This window comes from Pontibacter saemangeumensis (assembly GCF_039541895.1).
GTDB classification, from domain to species: domain Bacteria; phylum Bacteroidota; class Bacteroidia; order Cytophagales; family Hymenobacteraceae; genus Pontibacter; species Pontibacter saemangeumensis.
Genome location: NZ_BAABHC010000014.1, coordinates 677,944 through 702,160 on the forward strand (window position 1 = coordinate 677,944; position 24,217 = coordinate 702,160).

The 24,217-nt window shown below is 51.3% G+C and carries 17 protein-coding genes; 10 read left to right on the forward strand and 7 right to left on the reverse strand.

Annotated elements, in window-relative coordinates:
* Window positions 1-263 precede the first annotated feature (263 nt).
* Together ABD920_RS13725 and cmoA are read right to left on the reverse strand one after the other, a co-directional pair.
* Window positions 264-989: a methyltransferase family protein gene (locus tag ABD920_RS13725; RefSeq protein ID WP_345159795.1), complete on the reverse strand. Its 726-nt coding sequence runs from the start codon at window positions 987-989 to the stop codon at window positions 264-266.
* Entirely contained in the window at window positions 990-1,736 is a 747-nt protein-coding gene (gene cmoA / locus ABD920_RS13730; RefSeq protein ID WP_345159796.1) for a carboxy-S-adenosyl-L-methionine synthase CmoA, read from the reverse strand. It abuts the gene before it with no gap.
* A 284-nt stretch (window positions 1,737-2,020) separates the two neighbouring features.
* On the opposite strand from cmoA, the gene ABD920_RS13735 reads away from it, so the two are divergent.
* Window positions 2,021-3,103: a sensor histidine kinase gene (locus ABD920_RS13735; RefSeq protein ID WP_345159798.1), complete on the forward strand. Its 1,083-nt coding sequence runs from the start codon at window positions 2,021-2,023 to the stop codon at window positions 3,101-3,103.
* Between the two features lie 161 nt (window positions 3,104-3,264).
* Window positions 3,265-3,453 (forward strand): hypothetical protein, encoded by a 189-nt coding sequence (locus ABD920_RS13740; RefSeq protein ID WP_345159799.1) that lies wholly within the window; start codon window positions 3,265-3,267, stop codon window positions 3,451-3,453.
* 141 nt (window positions 3,454-3,594) lie between these two features.
* Here the strand turns inward: ABD920_RS13740 and ABD920_RS13745 are convergent, their stop codons facing one another.
* On the reverse strand, window positions 3,595-4,473 hold the full coding sequence (locus tag ABD920_RS13745) for a 3-keto-disaccharide hydrolase (RefSeq protein ID WP_345159800.1): 879 nt from the start codon (window positions 4,471-4,473) through the stop codon (window positions 3,595-3,597).
* A 161-nt stretch (window positions 4,474-4,634) separates the two neighbouring features.
* Window positions 4,635-7,283 carry a DUF7133 domain-containing protein gene (locus ABD920_RS13750; protein WP_345159801.1) on the reverse strand — a complete coding sequence of 883 codons (2,649 nt, stop codon included), beginning with the start codon at window positions 7,281-7,283 and terminating at the stop codon, window positions 4,635-4,637.
* Between the two features lie 796 nt (window positions 7,284-8,079).
* Here ABD920_RS13750 and ABD920_RS13755 point away from each other — a divergent pair.
* Window positions 8,080-8,241 carry a hypothetical protein gene (locus ABD920_RS13755; protein WP_345159803.1) on the forward strand — a complete coding sequence of 54 codons (162 nt, stop codon included), beginning with the start codon at window positions 8,080-8,082 and terminating at the stop codon, window positions 8,239-8,241.
* A 340-nt stretch (window positions 8,242-8,581) separates the two neighbouring features.
* Here ABD920_RS13755 and ABD920_RS13760 read toward each other — a convergent pair whose 3' ends face one another.
* The 3 genes from ABD920_RS13760 to ABD920_RS13770 all read right to left on the reverse strand — a co-directional run bounded on the left by ABD920_RS13760 (window position 8,582) and on the right by ABD920_RS13770 (window position 13,110).
* Window positions 8,582-9,031 carry a response regulator gene (locus ABD920_RS13760; RefSeq protein WP_345159804.1) on the reverse strand — a complete coding sequence of 150 codons (450 nt, stop codon included), beginning with the start codon at window positions 9,029-9,031 and terminating at the stop codon, window positions 8,582-8,584.
* 50 nt (window positions 9,032-9,081) lie between these two features.
* Window positions 9,082-10,218: an ATP-binding protein gene (locus ABD920_RS13765; protein ID WP_345159805.1), complete on the reverse strand. Its 1,137-nt coding sequence runs from the start codon at window positions 10,216-10,218 to the stop codon at window positions 9,082-9,084.
* 333 nt (window positions 10,219-10,551) lie between these two features.
* Window positions 10,552-13,110 (reverse strand): sensor histidine kinase, encoded by a 2,559-nt coding sequence (locus tag ABD920_RS13770; protein WP_345159807.1) that lies wholly within the window; start codon window positions 13,108-13,110, stop codon window positions 10,552-10,554.
* Window positions 13,111-13,466: 356 nt separating this feature from the next.
* Between ABD920_RS13770 and ABD920_RS13775 the strand changes: the two genes are divergently transcribed.
* The 7 genes from ABD920_RS13775 to ABD920_RS13805 all read left to right on the forward strand — a co-directional run bounded on the left by ABD920_RS13775 (window position 13,467) and on the right by ABD920_RS13805 (window position 24,088).
* Window positions 13,467-13,604: a hypothetical protein gene (locus tag ABD920_RS13775; protein ID WP_345159808.1), complete on the forward strand. Its 138-nt coding sequence runs from the start codon at window positions 13,467-13,469 to the stop codon at window positions 13,602-13,604.
* 171 nt (window positions 13,605-13,775) lie between these two features.
* On the forward strand, window positions 13,776-14,447 hold the full coding sequence (locus ABD920_RS13780; RefSeq protein WP_345159809.1) for a DUF1016 N-terminal domain-containing protein: 672 nt from the start codon (window positions 13,776-13,778) through the stop codon (window positions 14,445-14,447).
* Window positions 14,435-14,854 (forward strand): PDDEXK nuclease domain-containing protein, encoded by a 420-nt coding sequence (locus ABD920_RS13785; RefSeq protein ID WP_345159810.1) that lies wholly within the window; start codon window positions 14,435-14,437, stop codon window positions 14,852-14,854. Before ABD920_RS13780 ends, ABD920_RS13785 begins: the two co-directional genes overlap by 13 nt.
* Before the next feature lie 850 nt (window positions 14,855-15,704).
* The gene (locus ABD920_RS13790; protein ID WP_345159812.1) at window positions 15,705-16,886 is read left to right on the forward strand and encodes a hypothetical protein; all 1,182 of its coding nucleotides are present in this window, start codon (window positions 15,705-15,707) and stop codon (window positions 16,884-16,886) included.
* Window positions 16,887-16,888: 2 nt separating this feature from the next.
* Window positions 16,889-18,745, forward strand: a complete 1,857-nt coding sequence (locus tag ABD920_RS13795) for an OmpA family protein (protein ID WP_345159813.1) — start codon at window positions 16,889-16,891, stop codon at window positions 18,743-18,745.
* Window positions 18,746-19,085: 340 nt separating this feature from the next.
* On the forward strand, window positions 19,086-22,991 hold the full coding sequence (locus ABD920_RS13800) for a hypothetical protein (RefSeq protein ID WP_345159814.1): 3,906 nt from the start codon (window positions 19,086-19,088) through the stop codon (window positions 22,989-22,991).
* 470 nt (window positions 22,992-23,461) lie between these two features.
* Window positions 23,462-24,088, forward strand: coding sequence for a TetR/AcrR family transcriptional regulator (locus ABD920_RS13805; protein ID WP_345159815.1), 627 nt, complete (start codon window positions 23,462-23,464; stop codon window positions 24,086-24,088).
* The last annotated feature ends 129 nt before the right edge of the window (window positions 24,089-24,217 follow it).

Consider the following 24,217-nt stretch of genomic DNA (forward strand, 5'->3'; position numbering starts at 1 on the left):
AGCAATATATCCAAAACTCCTGAGAAAGAAGAATTACGCGTGTGTAAACTGATAAGTTTATATATAGCGGTTCATTAAATCAGCATATATTCAATATCCCGCAGATAAAGCACCAGCGGCCCCGGCATTTCAGGCAAGGCCAAAACCCTCAAGGCTATATATGGATTGGTGACTGACCGCCAAAAAAGCCGTTGCCGGTGAATACACCGGCAACGGCTTTTTTGCCACGCAATAGCGGTTGCCGCAGCACAAAACCGCGGCTTTTAACCAGCCACCAGCTTGCCGGACTTTTTCAGGTACCTGACAGAAAGATAGATGGCGCCCAGCATAAAGATCACGACAGGCAGTATAACGTTTCGCACATCCATGTCGTAGCCGGTGAGCTGTGGGTACTTCAGGAGCAAAATAAGCGCGATGCCCACCAGCCAGACAAACTGCGTGTTGTACTCTTTCAGAATCCAGCGTTTGGCGTTAAACTGCATCTGGCTGAAACTGTCGCTGAGCCCTTTCGGGTTTATGAGCCAGCGGTTTACCCGGGAGCAGTAAGCATCAAACTTTGCCCCGAACTTGCCGCGGAGAAAGTGCTCCTCGGCCAGCACGATGGCCTGGTATATGAACAGGAACAGCGGAATGAACACCGCCACATATATAAGGGAGTTAGATAATACGCCCACGCCGGCCAGCATCAGGATGTTGCCCACATAAAGCGGGTTGCGGCAGTGGTTAAAGATGCCCTGCGTCACCAGTTCCTCGGCATACACCTTCTTGTCTTTGCCGCCCCTGATGATATAGGCCAGGCCGATGGTCGCCCCGCGGATGAGCTGCCCCGTTACGGTAATCAACAGGCCGATGACGATGGGCCAGAGATGATAGTTTTGGCCGAAGGTATCCTTCGTGAAGATGTCTGGTGACGGGATGAAGAGCGCCAGGTACAGGAAGATGAAAAGAATGTTCCTGTATTTGAAAAAGAAGTTGCCGATGGATATCATTTATTTTTTGATTGCGATGATGCCTGAGAAATTGTACCACTTGAAGAACGTTTCGCAGGAGGCGAAGCCTGCCTCGCGCAGCATGTGCACGTTCTCGCTGAGTTTGTAAGGGATCAGCACGTTCTCCAGCGCCTCCCTTTTCTGGGAGATCTCCATCTCGCTGTAGTGGTTCCTGCGCTTGTAGTTGTAGTAATACTTAATAAAGTCCCGGTTGAAGACGCTGTCCTCCGTCAGCACCTTCTCCACGAGTATCAGCACCCCATTGGCAACAAGGCCCTCGGCGATGCTCTGCAGCAGCTTTTCGCGGTAGATGGGCCGGATGAACTGGAGCGTGAGGCACAGCACCACCACGGAGGCATTCTGTATCTCGGCGCCCTGCTGTATATCTGCCGTGTGCAGCGTATAAGGCCGCACCACACCGGCCTCCTTTAGCTTTCTGTCGCATTTCTGCAGCATTTCCGGGGAGTCGTCGATGCCTATAAACCGGATATCAGGCGGAATCATGGTGTCCATGCCGAGCAGGGTGGTGCCGGTGGAGCAGCCCAGGTCGTAGACGTTGGTGCCTTCCTGGGCGTGGTCTGCCGCCAGTTCTGCCACCATTCGCTGGATCTCCCCATAAAAGGGAACCGATCGGTTGACCATGTCGTCAAACACGTTGGCTACCCTGGCGCTGAACTTAAAATCTGACGCTTCTGTCAGCGCTTCTCTGAAGACCTGGTCGGTCTCCTCTTTCATCCTTTCTAACATACTTTCCGATTACGCTTTGGCTTTGCCTGATCCAGGTACTTTTATAACAACGTCCTATTTAACAATAAAAATTGTACTGAACAACACCTCTCTTCTGAAATTACTGCTTCGCATATTCCTAGTAATGGCAGCGGCTCCGGCTGTGGTAACGGCGGCATGCCACACAACACGGCATCCGCTACAGGCTTTGCCCCCCGACGCAGGAAGCGCGGGAATAAGTTCATTTATAATTGATTACCTTTCGTTCAGAAGCGTCCTGCGGGATAGCCGCGTTTCCATACCGCATGCCACGTTCAAACACGACTAACCTTGAGCACTTAGCCAACCATATCCGGCAGGCCATTTTTATATATGAGGTAGGGGCAAAGCAGTTTACGTTCCTGAACCCCGCCTTCGAGGAGACTTTTAACATCACCAAAGGCACTGCCATTGATGCCGGCTCTTTGCTGAAGATGATTCACCCGCAAGACCGGAAGTACGTGCTGGAAGCGTACCAGCGGCTGTTGAATGAGGGAGAAAGCTCCGAAATCGAGTTTCGTTTTACGCTACCCGGCCACGAAGAACGCTGGGTGTGCCTGACGCATTTCCTCTTGGGCGACCTGCCGGACAAGCAGCGCATCACCGGGTACGTAGAGGACATTACGGCCTCCAAGCATTACAACGACTACCTCAAGAAATTCGCAAATAAGAAGGACTCTGTGCTGCACATCCTGGCGCACGACCTGGCCGGGCCGCTTGCCATGATCCAGAGCCTGTCCGGGGCTCTGGCCGAAGAGGCAAAACCCTACGGCAGCCCCGCGCTCGACAAACTCATCGACCTGATTGAAAGGACCAGCGAGCATGGGATCACGCTGATCGATGACCTGACCAACCATGAGTTTCTGGAGACCACGGGCGTAGACATAATCAAGCGGAGAGCAAACATTGCGGCACGTATCGAAGAGGTAATGGAGCAGTACCAGCATTCGGAGCGGAAGATCGCCAAGACCTTCCGTTTCGTCTCCGCCAGCAGAGATGTCTATATAAAGTTCGATGACCTTAAGTTGATGCAGGCCATCAACAACCTTATTTCCAACGCCATTAAATTCACGCCCGAGGGCGGCACCATTACCGTGACCCTGGAAGAGAAAAAGGAGACTGTGCTGATTAAAGTGAAAGACAACGGCGTGGGCATACCACGGAAATACCACGCAACGCTTTTCGATAAGTTCACCAACGCCCGCCGGCCGGGCCTCGAAGGGGAGCCGTCCACCGGGCTCGGCATGTCCATTATCAGGACAATTGTGGAGTGGCACAAGGGCCGGATATGGTTTGAGAGCGAGGAACGCAAAGGCACGACCTTTTACATCGAGCTCCCGAGGGAGTAAAGCCGTTACCGTACTTTTACGGATTGTCTTTAAGTAGAAATGCTGTTAAATGCTGTTAAATGCTGTTAAATGCTGTTAAATGCTGTTAAATAAGCTAAAATTTAAGTATAAATAATTAGCTGCTTCACCGTATTAATGAAGTGTTACTTAATTGCAGATTTATGGAGCCGGAGCACACCTCTATCACGACACAGGAGCAGTACGACATAGTGGCCAGCCGCATAGAACAGTTAAAAGACGTCTCGGCTGGCTCAGAAGAAGCAAAGGAGCTGAAGCGGTTAACGAAGCAGATCGTTGACTACGAGAGAAAACAGCAGCAACTTGTCGGGCACAGGTCCAGAAGAGCCTGAAAGCGAACAGGATGATACAGAGGGCGCCTGTGCCCTTCCTGCTATGCTACTGCCAGCACCGGGGTCCAGGGCCGGAAACAGCGACATGTGATTTTTAGCTGATTGCCCCAGCCCCCCATAACGGTTGATTTCCGGCAGCCCTTATTTCGCCTCCCGCTTCTTGAGGTCGCGCAGCACGCTCTTCATTTTTTGCGGATCATCCATATACTGCTCCAGGTTAAACAGCTCCACCTTCCTGAATTCCACCGGGTGGCTTTCGCTCTGCAGCGCTATATATCCCTCCTTTAAAAGCTGGCCGTCTTTCTTCACTGCCGGGTCGTGGTTGCTTACGTTCCCGCCGCCGATCTGCGGCTTCTCATATACCAGCACGGTGTCTCCCTCTACAATGTGCTTCACGATGGAATCGCCCAATACCAGCACTTCTGCCCGTACCCATTGGTCGCCGTGGTAGGTTTTGGAGCTGGAGTTAATGCAGTGGGGAGTGAAGAGCGTGTCGCCCATCACCACGTTGGTGCCGGGGGTACACAGGTTGGCCGTGGTCCGCTCATCCGTTCCGTTGCCGCCCAATAATTGCGCCTCAAGCGATATGGGGAAATCCTGATCGAGGCCCATGGTGGCAGCCGCCTGGGAGTGCAGCATGGCACCGCTGTTTCGGGTGGCCCAGCCGGGACCGTCTTTTGCCTGTTCTCCCACAAAGCGGTACTCCATTACCAGCAGGTAAGCCGAGAAGGGCTCCTTGTAAAAAATATGCCCATACTGCTCATCAAAGGAGTCATACTGATCATAGCGCACGACCATCTTTCCGTCTTCCACCCGAAAGGTGTTTCCGAAGTTCTCATTTAAGGCATGCCCCTTTATTTTCAGGTCCCAGCCCTCCAAGTCTTTCCCATTGAAAAGCTGGATCCAATCCCCCTGCTCCTGGTCAGCATTCTGCTGCTGGGTGGTGTCCTCTTTCTGCTGCGTTGTGCACGAGAAGCACGCCAATAGCAGGCAAGTACTTAGTAAGGCTTTCATTTTCATCCTGCCGATAAGGTTTATATATACTTTGATAGACTGACGAGGAACCTCCCAGCCGTAACAGGGAAATTTGCCCGCCCAGTGCAGCTATTTTACTGCGTATCTATATATAGCATCCGGGCCAATACGCTTGCTTATATATGCTAACGCATTGGCCTGAAAACTTACTTTTTCTGTTCCGACAAAAACGTGATGAGGGAAGCAAACTCTTCGTAAGACAGGGAGTTGGCGAGCCCTGCGGGCATCATGGATGTCTCCAGTTCCTTGCGCGAAACGATGTCCGCGGTTTTTATGGTGAAAACCTGGCCGGCGATGTTGCGCAACACCAGCTGGTCCGCCGACTCCTGGGTGATGAAGCCCATATAGGTCTTGTCTCCTTTGGCCTTGATGAGCACAGACGCAAAACCCTGCGAGATGGATGCATTGGGCTTGAGGATAGACTCTGCAATCTGCTCACGGTTCATGATAGAGCCGATCTGCCCCATATAGGGACCTTTCATCGCCTCGCCCTTGCTGATGCTGTGGCAGGCAATACAGCCTTGCTGGGTAAAGAGGCTTTTGCCTTTCACGGGGTCTCCTTTTATCTTCGCCATCGCCAGCATCACGTCCTCGATAGAGGCTTTGCCCACCTGGCCCTTCTGGTTTTTGATCTTCTCCAGGTCAACGTTGATTTCCTCTTTCGCCGCAACGGCTTCTTCTTCGCCACCAAACTCCGTGATCTCCATCCGGTGCCTGGCATTTAGATCAGCGAAGAACTGCTTCCCGGAGTCGTCTGCTTTATTCCATTCCTCTTTCAGGAACTTCTCTATAGTTGGCGAGGCTTCCCAGGTAATGCCCTTGTAGTATGGCCCGTGCGTATCTGGCCGCGTGCTCCACCACCAGGACCCATCATAAGGAGCTTCCTTTTTGTAGAGGCGCGACAAGGTGGTGAGGATTTCGGCTTTCAGTTTTTCGTCTTTGGCCTGCTGGTAGGCTGCCATCAAACCCTCCACTGCTTTCGGGTCGTGCATGTAGCGCAAGGCCCATAGCGCGAGCGTGGAGTTCTCGGTTCCGATCGCATCCACGGTAGCGTCTACGGCATTCAGGCTCACCAAGGCCTGTACCGCTAAATGCGCGGGAACGATGGCTGCGTTTGGAGTGGCATGAGGGCCTTCCGTGCCTTTGGCCGGTGCGGCAAAGGAAGCGGGAACATCCACCTGCAGCAGCGCCTGGGCGGCCTCCTTACGGCCAAGTCGGCCTAAGCCAATAATGGCCGCTGCCTGTACCCGCTCCGAAGAACTCTTGAGCCCCTCTATATAAGGTTCGATGGGAACGCCTGCCAATCGCCCTTTCCTGTCGCTGAGCGCGCGCAGGGCGTATTCTTTCATTTCTTCCTCCTGCGCCAGCTTTACCAGGTTCCTGGTGCCGCTTTCGCCAGCCGCCTGCGCATAGGCGTACATGCCGGCTACGCGGGCATAGAGCGGGAGCTTCTTGTCTGCAGCCACTTTCCAGGCTGCTTTCGTTGCCTTTTTGGCTGGTCTGGTAATGAGTTCCTGCTGGGCATGCAAGCGTGCCACCGCGCTCTCTGATTTCAGCAGGTCCGCCAGTTCGTTGACTGATGCTTTTTCAAGGTCAGGGAAGGGTTTGTACGTCCAGTTTTCCGGCACCACCCGCACCACGAACCCTTTGTCCGGGTTGCCGGAGTAACCCGCACCGTCCCAGGCCGCCATATATACCCTGCCAGAGGCATCCACATCCAGATCGGTGATCTGCGGCAGCTTGATGAACTCTTCTTCTTTCTGCTTAAAGCTTGCCCCGTCTGCCGTCACCCGGTGTATATAGAGCTGGTTTCTTCCCCAGTCAGCCATCATCGGAACGCGGTTGTATTTTTCCGGCCAGGTAGGATCATCCATATATAAGGCGCCTGTACCCGAGCCTCCGCCTACATCAACCAGGGCCGGGATGATCTCATCCGTGAAATGCTTGAACAAAACCGGGTAGCCGTACTCCCCGGACTGGATCTGGTGACTGAAGCGAATGTTCCAGCCGCCGCCGTCGTTGGTGTTGCCCCGCGCGAAGATATTCATATAGGGGTCGATGGCCACGTCATATATGTTCCGCATGCCGTGCGTGTATACTTCCATCTCGGTGCCATCCGGCCGCACCCGCACGATTCCGCCGCCGAGCATCGTCAGTTTTTTCCCTGACCGGTCTACGGCGTTATGGAAACCGAAGTCGCCTACGGCTATATAGATCCAGCCGTCAATGCCCATCCGGATGCCGTTGGTGGCGTGGTCGGTGCCCCGGCTTTGCAGGAACTTAGGCGAGCTTATGTTCTGGATGAGCGGCTTGGAGGGACCATCCGCGACACCGTCCTGATCGGCGTCTTCGAATACAACCAGGTCCATGCCGGAGGCTTTCCCTGTTTCTTTCGAGAAGGTGGTGTGCAGCACGAAGACCTGGTTGCCGAGCGAGATGATGCCGCGCGGGTTATCTACTGTGGCGAAGCTGGTGTGGCGGTCTACTTTTCCGTCGTTATCGCTGTCAACCAGTTTGAGGATACTCCCTTTCCCCGGCTCTTTCCCCAGCGAGCCCATCATATCGACACCCACATATACCTCCCCGGTGGGGGACACGGCCAGCGCAGCGGGGCTGGGCGTAAGGTCGGGGCCGGCAAAGGTGGTAATCTTCAGGTCGCTTGGCCCTTCCTGGGCAACTGCCTTCGCACGCCTCAGGTCCTCCCTGCCTTCTTGTGTCTCAGAACGATTGGGCTCTACGATCAGGCCACTCAGCATCAGAAATACAAAAAACAGGCTCAATTGAATTTTCAGCATTTTTCAAAAACTTTAATTTATTCTGTGTATGCCCCGGATTATGCTACCCGGTAGAATCTCTGCGACTCTTCCTCACCCAGCCGAATGGCAAGGTATATATAGCCACCGTGCCTGCATCAGCCTTGCAGTCAACCAAGGCACACGCAACCAGGGGAAAGCGCATAATTCAAACCCTAATGTAGGCATTTTTTTCTTTTTCAGTCGATCTGTACGGGCATTTGTGCTGGAATACCGAAGGAACAGCGGGTTTGCAGCCTGCAGTCGTGTTGCTTTGTCAGAGTCCGGTAGCAGCAATGTTTCTATTGCCAGGGGCAGCATGAGCGGCCCATGAGTTAATCAGCGAGAACAACTTCAGCAAGTTTCATGCGGGTGAAGAACAGCCAAGGGCACGGCTATGAAAATTCTGGGGCGGCGGCAAATCAGCTTTTGCTAACTGCAGCAAGAGCGTGACAGCCTTCTAAATTTGGATAGCCCAGAATTGCGGACGGCAGGGAAAGACGAACGCTCCGATTTGGCTATTTCCCTGTTGCCCGAGCAGTGTGAAGGCCGGGAGATATGCGATCCTTGTAGCGGTTTTAAAAGCCACACTTTGCGGCTAAACAAATGCTGTCAGAAACAGTAAAGGCGGCATAAAATTGTGTTAAAAGCCGCTCCGTGACAGACGAATTGATACAAAAACTAGAAAAACAGTCATTTATTTTGGTGAACGGCTCAAAATTGTGGGTGAATGAAATAAATAAGTGTGAGTTTAATACGTAAAACCCTTAATTCTTAATCAAATCTTAATAGGGTACGAATGATTACGACACGAGTGCAATACTACGCAGTTGCTTCACGCATAGAACAATTGAAAAATGCGGCATCTGACTCACAAGCTGCAAAAGAACTGAAGGTTCTTGTAAAGCTATTAGTGGAATTTGAGTGCAAAAAAGCCAGCGAACAGCTTAAAGCAGCATAGAGGCTTGTTCATACAAGCCACTCCGCACCATACCTGTTTTTACGATTTCTTTAAATATGAAATAACCTATATAAAGGCTGTTTCTTCCTTTCACTTTGAGTGGAAGGCTTGTCTGAATAATCTCATCCTCCCGCGCCAGAACCGGGTTTCCACACGAAATTTATTACGGTACTCATGCTCCGCATGATAAACACTCCAAATCAAGAGCGAATGCGCTCTGTTTCCTAGGAGAAATAGACCCAAACCTACGCCGCCCTTCGCCTCCAAGGGCCGCCGCCTCAACAGTATATGGAAGGTGAACAGTGCGGTTTATATAGGCCGCCGCCTTTCTCTTAGCCGCTCAACCCGCATGAAGTATACCTACCAGCACCTCATGCGTCAGAGGCTTGGTGATAAAGCCAGAAACCTGGTAATAGGCCGCCCTTTCCCGGTCTTTGGCCAGGAACGAGCTGGTGCACATATAAATTCTCGTACTGCGGAGGTCTAGTTCCGGGGCCTTTGCCACCTCCTCTAAAAACCCAAAGCCGTCCATCACGGGCATCTTTATATCCAGCAAGATCAGCTCCGGCAGTTTTCCGCCACTGGCAGCAATGCCCTGTATTTTCTCCAAAGCATCCAGGCCATTGGCAGCCGTGATAACCTGTTTCCCGACAGCGGCCTTCTTCAGGAGTTTCTTTGCTACAAAGCACCAGTTCTCATCGTCGTCCACTACCAACACGGTTTCACGCTGCTGTGGCACCTCTGCAGGAATACCCTCATGCCCTGGCTTCTCTATCTCTTTTTCTTGCATCTTTCTGGTCGTACACTATATATAGGATGTGTTGGGCTCTGTATCGGTTTTCACATGCTAGATTTAAAATAAACCGTGAACTTACTGCCGGCCCCTTCCTCACTTTCTACTTCGATCTTTCCGCCAGCGTTATCCACAATGCGCTTCACCATGAACAGCCCTATGCCGGTGCCTTCTACGTGGTCGTGGAAACGCCTGAACATGCCAAACAGGTGCTCCCGGTGCCGCTTATTAATCCCCAGTCCATTGTCCTGCACACTCAGCACGACATAAGGCTCTTCCAGCCTCGTATAAATTCTGACAATGCAGTCCCGCTTCGGGGAGCGGTACTTGACAGCGTTGCTGATCAGGTTGTAAAGGACGCTCCTGAAGTTCTTCTTCGAGAACTTCAGCTGGTGAACCTGAAAATCCGTTTGCACAAAGCATAGTTTGTGCTTGATAGGGTCATCGAGGTCTGCTATGATCTCCTCGTACACCTCCTTCACGTTCAGTATCTCGTCAGAAGGGTTTTCATGGATGCCATTCTCCAGTCTGCTGATCTCGGTCAGGTCTTCGACAGTGCGTTTAAAGCGGCCAACAGAAGCCAGCACCCGCTCCAACACCTCCTCTGTATCAGCGCTCAGGCAATTGGTCTCCTGCAGTTCCCCTTTCAGGATCTCCATCAGCGCCTCAATGTTCGTAATGGGAGATCGCAGGTCGTGGGAGGCCGTGTAGATAAAGTTGTCCAGGTCCAGGTTAATTTTCCTCAGCTCTTTGTTCTTGTTCTCCAGGGCGTTCTGCTGCCGCTCCGCCAGCCTGTCCTGCAGCTCTTTCTGCTGGCTGATGTCACCGGTGATCTTCGTAAAGCCGATGTGCTGCCCATCGACCGAGAAAATCGGCGTGAGCATGACTTTGGCCCAAAAAAGGGAATCGTCTTTGCGCTTGCGCCAGTCCTCCTTCTCAAAGATTCCGTTCTCCAAGGCCAGTTTTAATTCCTGCTCAGGCACGCCGGACTGCTGGTACTCATACGGGTGCAGTATGCCGTAGAAGCGGCCCACGATTTCTTCTTCGCTATATCCTTTCAGTCGCTCGGCTCCTTTGTTCCAGGCAGTGATGATGCCTTCCGTGTCAGTGGCGAAAATGGCGTACCCCTTTATCTGGTTTATAAAAAACGAGTTGATGCTTTCTGGAGAACGAATTGGGTCCATATACTTCCTGCGCTGCTTTGTTTCAGGCCCCGTTCCTCAGGAGCGGTTCTTCAGAACGAGCCTGTATTGTCCTTTTTTTATTTACGGCTATAAAGGAAGGCTCCCCGAGATGGGGAGCCTTCCTTTATAAGAAATGGATAAGAAGTATTTCAACTCTTATGCGCCTTGTTTTACTGTAGCACCCGCCCTGGGGTTGCGAAAGAAATTCACCTGTAACGCCTGCTGAACCGGATCGCGGATTCCCCGCATACTTAGCTCCCGGTGTTTTTTATATACGGCAAGGCAGGTGGCATAACTCCGATTCTATGGTTCATGGCTTTTTAGCCGTAAACGTCAGGCATCCTTTAGAGGCAACTCAACGACAAACACTGAGCCCTGCCCTTCCTTCGTTTCCACCTTTATTGCCCCGCCGTGTGCCTTTACCACATCATAGCTCATCGACAGACCTAAGCCAGTGCCTTGCCCGGCTGGCTTGGTGGTGAAAAAAGGCTGGAAGATTTTGTCAACGATATGCTGCGGAATGCCAGTGCCATTGTCTATGACCCTTATGACAGCCATCCCGTTTTCAATTCTGGTCGCTACGGTTACGGTTGGTTTAAACGTTCCATCCAGTTTTTGTTTCTCATTTACTGCGTAAAACGCGTTATTGAACAGGTTCAATAATACCCTTCCTATTTCCTGGGGAACGACATTTATCCGGCCAATGCTCTCATCGAAGTCCGTTTCTATTTCCGCATTGAATGCCTTGTCTTTTGCCCGAAGGCCATGGAAGCTCAACCGCAAATACTCCTCGCACAGGCCATTGATGTTGGTTGGCTCTTTTTGGCCCTTACGGGTTCCGGTATGCTGCAGCATGCTTTTTACAATGGCGTCTGCCCGTTTGCCATGGTCGTTTATTTTCCTTTCGTTCTCTTCCAGACTACCTGCAATGGCTTTCACTTCCTCAAAATTGCCTTTCCCGATTTCTTCCTTCATCTCAGCAATCAAATCTGTATTGACATCAGAAAAGTTGTTGATGAAGTTAAGGGGGTTTTGTATTTCGTGTGCAATGCCTGCTGTGAGCTGTCCAAGCGAAGCCATTTTCTCGGATTGGATCAACTGTTGCTGGGTCTGTTTTAAGTCGAGCAGGGTCTTATCAACCTGCTGTTTGGCTACCTCCAGCTTATTAAAATCCTCGTACCGAGCATAGGCTGTAGAGAAGGCATCCGCCAGGGACTGAATCAGCTTGATTTCTTCTTCACCTAAGCGGGTGGTATTGCCCACGTACAACATTCCCTGCAAAAAAGGGATAAAGTGCAAATAAAACCCACTCCGGGGGAACGTACGAAGGTATTGCTCGCGCGATGCAAGTACGCCCTGCTTTACTAAGTTAGTGGCAAATTCGGTATAGGCCGCCTCATCCCAGTAGTCTGTGTACAGCTTTTTCTTCTGCCACTGAAGCACTACCTGCGAGATGTTTCCGGGTGTGCTGTAAGGCAAACGAAAGGCCGCAATGGCTTTCCCGTCGGGTGTGGAAAGATAGGTGTGAATGAGTTGCTGCCCGTCATCCATGATAAACACGCCGCAGCGTATAAAAGGAACGCCAAGTATGGTGAGCTCATTCCATATCAGCGGGGTAATTTTTTCAAGATCGCTCGTTGTACGCATCGATGCTATTTCAGCCCGCACCCGGTCGAGCGAAGCCTGCCTGATGGCTTCGCTGACCTGCGCTTCTGCGATTTTCAAATCCAGGTAACGACGGTACGTCAGGCTGAAGACCGCTGCAAATTTTTGCAGGACAGCACATGTGTCTGCGCCCAGCGGATCTTTGGTAAAAGCGAAAAGAGCCCCTTCGTCGAAAAAGAAAGTTGAGCTGGTTTGCCTTTCCGGCGTAACGCTCTTTGTGAACTGTGGCGCATGATTTGTAAGCGCCCTCTGATAATTCACCACGTCATCACCGGATAAGTCATACCGCAAAAAAGACTCTTTCCGCCTCCAGCTGTCATAAGCCGCCTCCAGCATCGGATGAATAGCCATGGAAACTTTACCGGTTACCTGACCGATGGTGCCGTCTTTGGTGGTGGTGGCCCTCCAGACCTGCATTGTCTTTTCTTTTTCATCGATGATGATCAAGCCACAGCGCAACAGCGAAATATCAAGCTTATCCAGTTCGTTAAACAAGACCCCTGTGGCATTTCCTACATCATCGCTGCTGCGCATCGCCATGGCACTTGCCCTCACCCGTTCCAGGGAAGCTGCAATATGGGCTTCCCTTATCTGGGCTTCTGCTCTTTGCAGGTCGATGAAACGCTGGTATAGTCTTTCGAATTCAATGGCGATCTTTCCTACAACTTCCTTCTCCTCTTCTGTCGCCTGCCTGTTATGCCCAAACCCGACATACCCGAATCTGCAGTACCCCTGGGTAATGAATAACCCGTTCGGGAAATCTTCCGGGTAAAACTTTGCTTCCGGAGGCACGGCTGAAAGGATTTCCTGGAACAACTGAAACACCTGTGGAAGAATCTCCTTTGGGTACACGTGGCTATTAACCTGATTGGGACCGCCTTTCTTCCAGTTCTCCACACTGTCTTTCCAGGCATCTATCGCATCAAGATCAATTATTTGCTCCGCCTGTACCCGCTTGCCATCCCTTCCGGTAGTCCTGTAAGAGAACCTGTTGTTTTCCAAATCAAACAAAGTGAGATGAGAGAACACCGGGTGAATGCCTAAAAGATCATACTGCTCAAAGAGCACAGACAACACATCACTCAACTCAAAGGAATGATGCATGTCCATTGCCCTTGCGCGCACCCGCTCCAAGGCTGCTTCAATGTTTAACTCCCGCTCAGCATTTGCCAACTTCTTTTCAAGTTCAGCAACCCTTGACTGACGTTCTTCTGTCTGCTCACTCATAAGAATTAGCCTTTGTACGCTCTTTACATTGGCAGTACCGTTTTTGTATGCCTCTTACTCTTCTTTGGATTCTCTTCCATTTTATATATGATCCCCCATACCGGCTCATGCTGTGGTGGGGAAAGCAAGGTGCAGCACGTGTTCATATCCCGTTCATCCCTTTTCCGATTAAGTCACTCTTCTCCCGCACATGTTGAAGCTGTCCATTCTATTGTGGGGACGCATATATGAGTTGTAACTCTTCTAATTCAGCAAATTCCAGGGGCCTGTGCCTTCCGCTGGCCCCGCAGAAAGTGCCTCAGACGATCTTTCCTCATCAGGACATTTCATTATCAGAATCTGAAGCCGAAACTTTGATGATAGAAACTACAAAGAACACCTCAAAAGCATCAGCTGTAATCAAGTATCCTACCATCAAAGCAAAGGCTTCCTCTCCCGCTTTACGTGCTGTTGCTGCTGTGGGTACAAGCTACCTGTTTGGCAATGCCGTTTAAGAGCATGTCAGGACTGCAAAAACAGGAAGCGGGTTTAGAAAAGATAATTGAAATGTGGTCAGTTGTCAGGAGGCTTGATAGCCCAAGTCCAGGTTGAGCAAGCAATCCAACACATGCACGCAGTGTTCGGTGAGGTCCCTTTGCAGTTATTCACTTTACCAGATACCTCCCATGTCACAGGACCAAATCTCTGAGATAACCACCCTTATTCAGCAGGCCAGAAGCAATGCCTTGAAGGTCGTTAACACGGAATTAATCAATCTGTTCTGGCAGGAGGGGGAGTACATCAGCAGGCGGATTGCCTCTGCCAGTTGGGGTGAGAAAACAGTGGATGAACTTGCGGAACATATAAAACGAAATCATCCGGAGCTAAAAGGCTTTAATCGGAGGGTGCTGTACCGTATGAAGCAGTTCTATGACACCTACTCCAAAAGCAGTTTAGCGCCATCGGCAGGACCACTAACGCAGCCAGACCAGGATTTTGAAATTGTGTCATCGCCAATGACACAATTAGGTCCGAGCAGTTTGAGGGACAGTATACTGGCCAGGGTAAGCTGGCCCCACCACCTGGTCTTGCTGTCACGGACCAGGACAGAGGAAGAGCGCGAGTTCTATCTGCGCCTTTGCATGCAGGAGAAGTACAGTGTGAAGCAACAGGAAAGGCAGATCAGCAGCGGCGTGTTCGAAAGGATTATGCTGGAAAACCAGAATCAGCCACCCGTATTGAAAGGAATGAACCAGGATATAGCTAATGTCTTCAAGGATAGCTATGTATTCGAGTTCCTGAACCTATCGGAGACACATAGCGAGGGGGCGCTGCAGAAAGCATTATGGCCCAGATGAACAGCTTTATTCTGGAGCTGGGCAGGGACTTTCTGTTTGTGGGGGAAGAGTATAGGTTGCAGGTCGGGAACAGTGGTTTTCACATTGACCTGCTGTTTTATCACCGGGGGCTGCAGTGTCTGGTTGCCTTTGAGCTGAAGGCGGACAAACTCAAACCAGGGCATCTGGGGCAGCTTAATTTCTACTTAGAAGCCCTGGATAGGGACGTGAGGAAAAGAAACGAGAACCCCAGCATTGGTATCCTGCTCTGTAAAGACAAGGATACGGAGGTAGTTGAGTACGCCTTGAGCAGGAACCTTTCCCCGGCCTTGGTAGCCGAGTATAAAACCCAACTGCCGGACAAGGAGCTGTTACAGCAAAAGCTGCATGTACTTTTTGAGGCAAGCCAAGAGAGCAATGAATTGTAGATCAATTCTCTAATTTCGAAGGTTCCTCGGTGACTGCCCCTTTTTAGCATAAAACCTGTTTTCCGGCCTTAAAGCGCATTGCTTCCATTCATCAGCGAGCAGAAGCCACCCCGCTGCCTCTAGTCGGTGGCGGCCAGGTGACAATGCTTCCCACTCCTGTCTTGTCCTGTTGTTTTGCGTTGCCGGACGGACGCATTTGCTGCGTCTCAAAATTCCCTCGTTGTTGTGCCACAGTATAGATGAAATCTTCCTGTTCTACTGTTTTATTGGGAATGAAAACATTATGCGGCAAACAATGAGAAATGCTTACGTGCTTTTGCCAATGAAGTACGTATATATACATATGGCTCAATGTGATATATATGGAACTGCCTAATGGACAGGGATTGCTTTGTACGCAGGAAGTAAAAACGCTACCAAGGCTGAATAGGGGAGCGCATACAGATATAACCTGCACTCCATATATGAATTATGGGAACAATTGAGCCCGCATGAATTTACCCTTGGTTTCCTGCCTGATCATAGAGTACAACCAGTTTGTTCTGGATTAGCACCCTGACACTACTCACAGCTTTACAACTGAGAAGGCATGGCAACCTTTCCTAAAGCCATACCAGCAAGCGAAAACGCACCCTTATCTGAAGAGGGCCACGCTTTGTGGGACCTTGAAGAGCTTCCTTTTTGATCCTATGGATCTGCTACCGTTACAGGTCTGTCGGCTTTTATCTTTACTATTTTCTGAAAGACCGATTGATACCTGCTCTAACTTGTATTCTCCTCATTTTTCCGTCATCAGTTCTTGCTATATATAAGATAAGTGCAAAAGTTAAGCATGACTAAAACCAAGCGCATGAAAAAGAATTACACACTATTGATTTGTTTGTTGTTTAGCTATCCCCTGTTCGCCCAATACGAGACGGTGGTGTTTAACTACGACAGGAGCTACTTCAACGAAGGCCAGCCTTTGCCCGCCGAGAGCGATTTTATGCTGACAGGGGAAACGGGAAAGGAGGTAGGCATGGTGGAGGTCGCCATATATGGCTCTCCCGACACAAATAAAAAACCTCTCTACAGGAACGCCTGGAAGAACAGACCCTCCAGCGCCGACGGCGGCTTTATACTTCCCGTGAATTATCCCTTGCGCGGAAACGATGAATACACCTTTCTCATCAATTATTATGAGCCTGCCTCTGCCCTGCAGCAACAGCAACTCCTGAGGCAACTCAACTCCGCCCTGGATTCCTATATTGATCAGTCTTTTGTGGTAAGCAAAAGCAGCGTAGAACTGCGGAAGCACCCCAAAAATATGCGCAGCGACATGAATACGATCGTAAACAGTGGGTTGGGGCTCTACAGAAGCCAGATAAACTATGAGTTCGGTGGTTTCTCAGATATCATTCTGGATAAACTGGAACAGATCAACAACCTGCGGCTGCGAAAAGCCAGGCGTAACATCATAGCAGGAGAAGGGGAGGATAAGCGCACCATCAGGCTGAAATATGCACAGGAACAGGTGGAGGCCCTGAAAGTGCTGGTGAACCAGGAAGTGGCGCAATATGCGAACGCACAGCTGCTCGCCTTGACTGACTCGAAAAAGATAACAGATTACGCCACCAAGAAGACCCGGAATGTGCTCGCGATCAATGCGGGCTACGGCGGTGTGTACTACTCGGGCGATGCCGATAACTTCACTTCGGATACCTCCCCCTATATTGGCATATCTATACCGTTTGGCAAGGCCAAATTTTCTTCCGCGTTCTGGTCGAGAGCCAGTATCTCCACAGGCGTATTTTTGACGAACCTGAAGTTCGGGGAAGACAACGTGGCAACGGGGCCTCTGGTAAAGCGCCCTTTTTACTTGGCCCTGGGCTACAGAGCACTTCCCTTTGTTCGCATCAATGCGGGAGCCGCCGTGCTGCAAAGCGACCAGGGGGCTAATTCCATCTCCGATTTCAACGTGGACCGGGTGTATATCAGACCCTTTATAGGCTTAAGCCTGGAGCTTAATTTATGGTTGGACTTAAACAGATAGCCATGAAAGCTTTAATAATGATATGCCTGCTCCTGCTCAGCTGCCAAGTGGTGTCTGCGCAACATGACCTGTACAAGTGGCAGTTCAGCGGCTATACAGGTATCGCCAACTATATAAATGATGATAACAGCTCCTCTGACTATTTTAAAATAAATAACAACCTGCTGCACCGGCTAGAGCTGACCCGCAACATAGGGAATAGCCTGGGTTTATCTTTAGGTTATTCTTTGGGAGAGGTAAGGGGACGTGACCTGCAGCGAAACTCCTTTTCAACCAATGTGCAAATGGCTGCGTTGCGCGCCTATTTTTATACCGACAACGGCTGGATATTTAATGGCTCCGCCCGAATTTCTCCTTATATTTTCAGTGGATATGGCCTTAGCATACTCGAAACATCCCTTGGCACCGCAACAGAAAAGTCGCGCTACGTGTCCGCTATCCCTTTCGGAATGGGCCTTAAATTCAGGCTGGCCGAGAGGTGGCAACTGGCGCTGCAAACAGAGGCGGTTTACCTGCCAGATCCGCATCTGAAGGGTGCCGCTTTCGAGCAGAACGACTACAACAGTACTTATATGCATACTGGCTTAACCCTTGGCTACAGCTTCGGCTTCAGAAAATCAAGCTTCAAAGCTCCCCGGTTCTATTCAAACAATGTGGCGCTGCTACAATCGGTGCAGGGGCAAAATCAGCCAAGGCAAAATGTGCTGGAGGCAATGCTGAAGCTGGAGCCCAAAGAGGTTCAGCTGATCAATAAACAGGACACGGTTAACCTGGCAGCACAACGAGCGAGCACGCAAAGAGCGGTTTACGCACCTGCTGACACGCTCAGTGCCAGAAGCGCGCTGCTTGATGCCGATAGCAGCACTCAGATACAGGTCAGCGAACGCCAGGTAATGCCTGTCGAACCGAGCCAAACCCAGGACACAACATCAAGCCCTATACAGACGGGTACTGCTGCCGAAGCAAGGGTTCCCCGTGATTCAGTTGTGGCTGGAAACGATGCAAAGGAAGTACAACTAGCTTCGGCCGTAGTGAATCGAAGCGCCTTGACCACCGATACAGTAACCCGGCAGCGATCTGAAATTGCAACACAGCAACATGTACAGAAGCAGTCAAATACCACCACGCCGGAAACAGCGCCTCTTAGAACAGAGCAAAGAGCGCCTGCTAAAGCACAGGAAACTGCGCGTGTGAAAGAGCGGATTGTTTACAAGCCAACAAAAGCACAGCCTGCGTCTGTACTAAGCACAGGTGCGGATGCGGCAAGTATCCGGGAGGAAAGGCAGCATCTCACCTTCTTGAATGCAGAGAACAAGAGGCTCCAGGGCAAGATCGACTCGCTTCAGGCAGAGACGCCAGGCGATACGCTAAGGACAGGAGCAGCGGCTTTGGTAGACACCAGTATGGTGCAGTACCTGCAGCAGCAAGCCGCTCTTAACGACAGCATGCTGCTGCGCCTCAACCAGTACCAACAGGAACTGGCCCTGTCAAACAGTTCAACTGCTGCTCCGGCTGAAGTAGCGCCTGAAGTAGCGGGAAAGGACTATACCACTACGGTCTTTTACCCGATCAACGCATACCGGGTGTCTACCGGAAGCCTGCGGGATTTAAACCAGGTTCTGCAAACGCTGCAGCAAAACCCGGGATTACGTGTGAGGCTCACTGGCTATACCTCCCAGTCTGGCAACCCCTCCTACAATAAGGCGCTAAGCCGCAGACGGGTAGAAGCGCTGGCAGACTTGCTGACTTTACAGGGAATAGCGAAGGAGCGGATTAGTATGCAATACATGGGTGATGAAAAAGCCTCGCAACAGGAAAACCCGTTAGACCGAAAAGTAGATCTTGAGATCCATCAATAAAAAACGACTTAACGGGACAAGCCATGCAGTCGTGAGCGGCTGCTAAAACCTGCCGCTCCAGCTCTTTCATTTTGTCTTCCTTCTTGTCTTTTAGGTCTGAGTAACATAAGCTGATCAATGTGATGTATCCGCCGCTCGCATGGAAGTTGTCTGTAATTCATTAAGCATACCGACAAGTCGCTGTCCTTTTATTTTAGCCTGACCTTACAGTCTTTAAAGTTTCCGCGGGAGGTGCAAGTTTATGCTTGCGAGAACGGCATATCAGGTACCCTGGGCTTCTGCAGCCCGTAAAACATAAACCGGCATTGCTATTTGCCTTTCCCACAATAACAAGTATGCCATGTCACAGCCAGTTAAAACCGGGTTGGGCCGTAAAGCCTTGAAGACTGCAGGCACAGTGCTTGCTTGTGTGGCTGGTTTTTTTCTGGTGGTGCTGGTACTGCTGTACCTTGTGGCGGAGCCTATAGTGGCGCACTATCTTAAAAAGCAGGTAGCCATACAGACAGAGGGACTCTACCAGGTTAGCTTTGGCGATTTGCAGCTGCACCTGCGCACTCGCAGCATCACGCTGCGGGGGCTGCATCTCTATCCTGATACCACGGTGCACCGCCGGCAAAGGGAAAATGGGACGGCCAGCCGCAGCCTCATTGAGGCGCAAAGCCCGAGTCTGAAGATTACTGGAATCAACCTTGTTGTTCTGCTTTTTGACAATCGTCTAAGCATAAAAGCCGTTGAGGCAGAACGCGCAGTGATCGCCCAGCTGGTGGACGAATCGGTGGAGAAAGAAAGAAGCCGTGGCGGCAAAGGCACCGGTTCCATGGAAGCTGTAAGCATTCGGGAGCTCGACCTACAGGCGGCAAGCTACCGGTACCTGGTAATGGGGCAGGAGAACAGGCCCCGGCATGAAATACCACAGTTTTCGCTACAGGTGCAGGGCCTGCGGTTGGACTTACAGGAACAGGAGGACATCTCGAGTAAGCTTCGGGCAGGTGCGGCTGAACTCGACATCCGGAACTACGCCTACCATTCCCCCGACAGCGTGTATTCCATCCAGGCCGGGCGTCTTTTCTACTCCTCCGGCCAGCAAGCGCTGAGAGTAGAAGACATGGCCGTGCAGCCGGACCTCCAGTCAAACGCGGCACTCCCGAAAAACCGGGCTCATCGCATGGCTTACCAGCTGAATGTACCCTTGCTCTCGATGCGCGGCCTAGATGTAGCAGCGGCCTGGCGTAAAAAGCGGCTGCAGCTCGACCATATCCTGCTGGAGCGCACCGCCTTGCATATACTGGAAGACCTCACAGTGCCCGACACGACCTCCTTTCCTAAGCTGGCCGACCTCTACGCCAGCCTGTCGCCTTACCTGAGGGAGATCGGGGTAAAGGAACTGCGCCTGGCCGACGGCAGCTTCAGCTACCGCCAGAAATCCAGCACCGTTCATACACTCCATCGCCTGGACAAGGCAAATATTAACCTGCGGGCGCTGCAGCTCGACTCGGCCACCCTTTTTACGCCGAAGGGAAAAGCCTTTGCAGGAGCCATACGGTTAGCCATAGGGAACTATACTTACAGCCCCCGCTACAGTCCCTATACACTGAAGGCTGGGAGCATGGGGCTCTCTACGCGCGAGAAGATCCTGCAGGCGGAGGCCATTCACCTGGTCGGGGACTGGGGCAAGAACGACGACCTGAAAAGGCTGAACAAGGCCAAGCGCACCTTATACGACATTAAGCTGCCACGCCTGGCCTTCCACGACATAGACCTGCTGCAGGCTCTTCGCACGTCTCAACTGGCCATAGGCAGTATGGTCGTTGCGCAGCCTGTGATCGATATACGCACTGACTGGCTGGTGAAAAAACAGGATGCCGGCCTTAATCTGCAGGAGATGTACCAGCAGGTTTCACGTATAGTCAACAGGCTGGAAGTAGGAGAAGTACGCCTAACGGATGCCACGCTCACGCAGCATAGCAAGACCACAACTGTTCAGCTCCTCCAGCAACTCGGGCACGCCTCGCTGACAGCTACCGGTCTGGTAGTGGATTCTGCTTTCATCTTCAATCCGGATGAGAAACCGCCGCTGGAGGATTTTGTCCTGACTGCCCGGAGTTACCGCTATCATATGCCGGACAATACCTACAACTTTTACCTGGACGGGCTGCGCTACTCCACCCGCCGGCAGGAACTAACCGCCCGCTCGTTGCGTGTGATCTCCAGCACGAGGGCCAACGACCGGCAGAAATTTTTCCATAATGCCAGCCGCAACCTCTTCGACCTTTCCGCCTCCACGCTGCAAGTAACAGGCCTGGACGTAATGAAGGCACTGAACACAGGCCGGCTGGAGGCGGACGCGCTGCTGCTCCGGCAGCCGAACGTGGCCCTGCTGCTGGACCGGACGGTGGCTGCTTCCGCGCCGGGGCAGCGGGGGGACACAGCGAAGGAGAGCTTCGGGCCCATTGACATTGTTTCTGTGAATACCATCCGGCTGGAAGACGGCTCCTTTACGTTCAACGAGCAGCTGGAACCGGTGATGCGGACTCATTTGCTGGAGCATGCCACCGCCACGGTGTCAGGCCTCGAGCTGACACCTGCCAGTGTTGCTAACCTGGGAGATGCGCTCCCCATGCAGGAGATGACCCTGCTGGCAGAGGATTATACCTACCGGTCGACCGACAGTCTTTACACGATCCGGCTGGACAGCGTGCACTATTCGAGCAAGCAGCAGGAGCTTATCACCCGCAGGTTAAGCGTAAGCGCCGACAGAGAAGTGAACGAACGCCTGAAAGCCGCAAGCCCGGACCTGGCCAGCCGTAACCTGGTCGATATTTCATCCAAAAGATCCCGTATAACCGGTTTTGACCTGATCCGCGCCTATACCACGGGGCAGTACCATATGAGCAGTCTGCTGTTCGAAGGCCCCGAGGTAACCATTCTGCAGGATCACAACGTCCCTTTGTCAGACGGCAAGGCCCCTACCGGGCAGGACACGGCAGCAACTGCCGTCGCTACACAACAGCTGACGGACATAGCCACGAGTTTCCGGGTGGGGCATGTGCAGGTAACGGATGGCACCTTCGACTTTCATATACTGGAGGGTACCATCCGCAAGAGCCAGACCCTGGCGCATGTGGCGCTGGCGATAGACCAACTCCGGCTCGTGTCGCTGGAGGCAAACGACCCGCTGGCTATATTTGATGCCGATGACATCAGCCTACTGGTGCAGGGCTACACCTTCTTCACGCCCGACAGCCTGTATGCACTGGAAGTGAAGGAAATAAGGGCATCGATGCACAGCAGGTTGCTCTCTGCAGATAGCCTCCGCCTGCGGCCGCTTTACAGCAAAGAAGCATACGCCACCCTGTTTCCATATGCCCGAGACCGAATCGACCTGGCAGTTCCCGGCGTTGAGATGCAGGAAATCAGTCTGCGGTCGCTGTTCAACAACCAGGCTATTGTAGCACAGAGAATGCTGATCCTGAACCCGGCAGTGGAGATTTACCGCGACAACAGGTTAGGCCTTGACCCGGAACTGCGGCCCCCAACCCTGCAAAGTGCGCTCCGCGAAGCCGGCCTCTATATCAGGCTGGACACTATTCTGGTAGAAAAGAATTACTTGGTGCACCCCGTTATTGCGCTGGAAGGCAAAAAGCCAGCGGTGTTTCTGCTGGACAACATTCGGATGCAAGCTTATAATGTCACAAACGATACGGCACTTATCCGCCGGAACAATGTGATGACGGTAAATGCCTCTGCCCTTTTTATGGGCGTCAGCACCCTACAGGCCCATTTCCGGTTCCTGATGGACCACCCGGAGGATAGGTATACCTATGAAGGCACGTTGGATCCCATGGATTTTTCGGCATTGAACCCGCTGCTCGAGAACATGGTGTTTGTCCGGATAAGGAGCGGCCGGATCAACAAGGCATCGTTCCAGGTAGAGGCGACCGGGAAAGAGGCCACGGGCCAGGTGCACTTCCCTTACAACAATCTGAGGGTACAGCTCCTGGACAAAAGCGATCCGGAGAACCCCCGCTTTCTGTTGAAGGTTGGCTCTCGGCTGGTGAACGCGCTCATCATTAAATCCAATAACCCGTCAGCGTGGGGAAGATTTCGGGAGGGGAACATCAGAGAGGGGCGCGATCCCCAGCGGTCAGTGTCTTACCACATAAGCCAGTCCATGCTCGACGGTGTTACCTCCAGCCTGATGACGAAACTGGTGCATCGGATAGTCTCCGGATTTGTGGAGTTTTAGCATTTCCCCATGTATCAGAACATGGCGGAATGCTTTCGCCTCCCATTGAGCATAACTTTGCTTATAGGCTACAAACAAAGAAGGCTCCTTGTGATGGGGAGCCTTCCTTGTTCTATTACGAGAGTTATGTTAAGGAAGCAGGAGTTTGCGGTATGCTTTTGCTTATCTTAATGGCTTAGGTTATAGTACATAGCAGCCAGTCAGTTGGCCTATAGAGAAATTGCCAACAAAGTGATTGGAAGAGCATACGTCCAGGATGTGCCCAAACTCCCGCAATCTTTTCAGTTTGACGCCTGGCAGTTTTTTAATTGTATTGTTGCTGTAATGAAGATGCTTGTCCAAGAAAGCACACCCTGCTAAGGGGGTTTATAAATCATGGCTTATTTATTAAGAAACTTTTTTTATTAAAATAATTTCCATTCATTTACAGGAAATTATTTTAATAAAAAAAGTTTCCTGTGCTTGCCAATATGAAAGAAGAAATATTACAACAGTCACTTGGGCTGTTCTTGAAACATGGCATTCGGGAAATGTCCAACCAGAAGCTCGTAGAACTGTTAGGCATATCTACCAAAACGCTTTACAGGCACTTTAAAAACAAAGAAGGATTATTGGAAGAAGTACTGCATCTCTACCACGGCAAGCAATACGAAATGCTGCAGCGTCTTCCGGTAGAGCAAAATGCCGCCTGTCTTTTTTTGGATGTTTGGCATATAGCGGTCGAGACAGAGTACAAGGTGAACAAAGTCTTTTACGAGGACCTCCATTATTACTACCCGGAACTTGAAAAGAAAGTAAATGCGGCCATCGGCAAAAAGTTTGAACAGTTCTTTCTTTCCATTCTTCACAGAGGAATAGAACAAGGTGACTTCCGAAAAGACTTCCTTCCGGATGTTACTTTAAAAAGTGGGTTTGTTCTCCTCAGGGCGGCAGTTCGGACAGATGAGTTTAAACGACTTCGCCTGTCAGCTGCTGATTTGCTGTTAAATACAATTGGCACTTATACCAGAGGACTTTGTACGGAGAAAGGCACTCTGGCTTTAGATGAGCATATCCAGGCCCTGAGGTTATCTAAAGAAACTATCATGGCTGGATAAAGAATGTCAGAGCGTAAGGGATAAGAAAATACGCTCTTTTGAAAAAGGGCGAAAATTTCATTGGCAGCATATAAACCGCAATCAGGAACAACCCACACTAAGTGGCCGCAGCTTTTGTGCCTATCTGGA

Bases quoted from the DNA above. Each gene is read 5' to 3' on its own strand.
- cmoA (WP_345159796.1), bottom strand. From the start codon at position 1,736: ATGTTAGAAAGGATGAAAGAGGAGACCGACCAGGTCTTCAGAGAAGCG.
- ABD920_RS13755 (WP_345159803.1), top strand. From the start codon at position 8,080: ATGATTACGACACGAGTGCAATACTACGCAGTTGCTTCACGCATAGAA.
- ABD920_RS13790 (WP_345159812.1), top strand. From the start codon at position 15,705: ATGAAAAAGAATTACACACTATTGATTTGTTTGTTGTTTAGCTATCCC.
- ABD920_RS13740 (WP_345159799.1), top strand. From the start codon at position 3,265: ATGGAGCCGGAGCACACCTCTATCACGACACAGGAGCAGTACGACATA.
- ABD920_RS13785 (WP_345159810.1), top strand. From the start codon at position 14,435: ATGGCCCAGATGAACAGCTTTATTCTGGAGCTGGGCAGGGACTTTCTG.
- ABD920_RS13770 (WP_345159807.1), bottom strand. From the start codon at position 13,110: ATGAGTGAGCAGACAGAAGAACGTCAGTCAAGGGTTGCTGAACTTGAA.
- ABD920_RS13805 (WP_345159815.1), top strand. From the start codon at position 23,462: ATGAAAGAAGAAATATTACAACAGTCACTTGGGCTGTTCTTGAAACAT.
- ABD920_RS13800 (WP_345159814.1), top strand. From the start codon at position 19,086: ATGTCACAGCCAGTTAAAACCGGGTTGGGCCGTAAAGCCTTGAAGACT.
- ABD920_RS13765 (WP_345159805.1), bottom strand. From the start codon at position 10,218: ATGGACCCAATTCGTTCTCCAGAAAGCATCAACTCGTTTTTTATAAAC.
- ABD920_RS13780 (WP_345159809.1), top strand. From the start codon at position 13,776: ATGTCACAGGACCAAATCTCTGAGATAACCACCCTTATTCAGCAGGCC.
- ABD920_RS13775 (WP_345159808.1), top strand. From the start codon at position 13,467: ATGATAGAAACTACAAAGAACACCTCAAAAGCATCAGCTGTAATCAAG.
- ABD920_RS13760 (WP_345159804.1), bottom strand. From the start codon at position 9,031: ATGCAAGAAAAAGAGATAGAGAAGCCAGGGCATGAGGGTATTCCTGCA.
- ABD920_RS13750 (WP_345159801.1), bottom strand. From the start codon at position 7,283: ATGCTGAAAATTCAATTGAGCCTGTTTTTTGTATTTCTGATGCTGAGT.
- ABD920_RS13745 (WP_345159800.1), bottom strand. From the start codon at position 4,473: ATGAAAATGAAAGCCTTACTAAGTACTTGCCTGCTATTGGCGTGCTTC.
- ABD920_RS13795 (WP_345159813.1), top strand. From the start codon at position 16,889: ATGAAAGCTTTAATAATGATATGCCTGCTCCTGCTCAGCTGCCAAGTG.
- ABD920_RS13735 (WP_345159798.1), top strand. From the start codon at position 2,021: ATGCCACGTTCAAACACGACTAACCTTGAGCACTTAGCCAACCATATC.
- ABD920_RS13725 (WP_345159795.1), bottom strand. From the start codon at position 989: ATGATATCCATCGGCAACTTCTTTTTCAAATACAGGAACATTCTTTTC.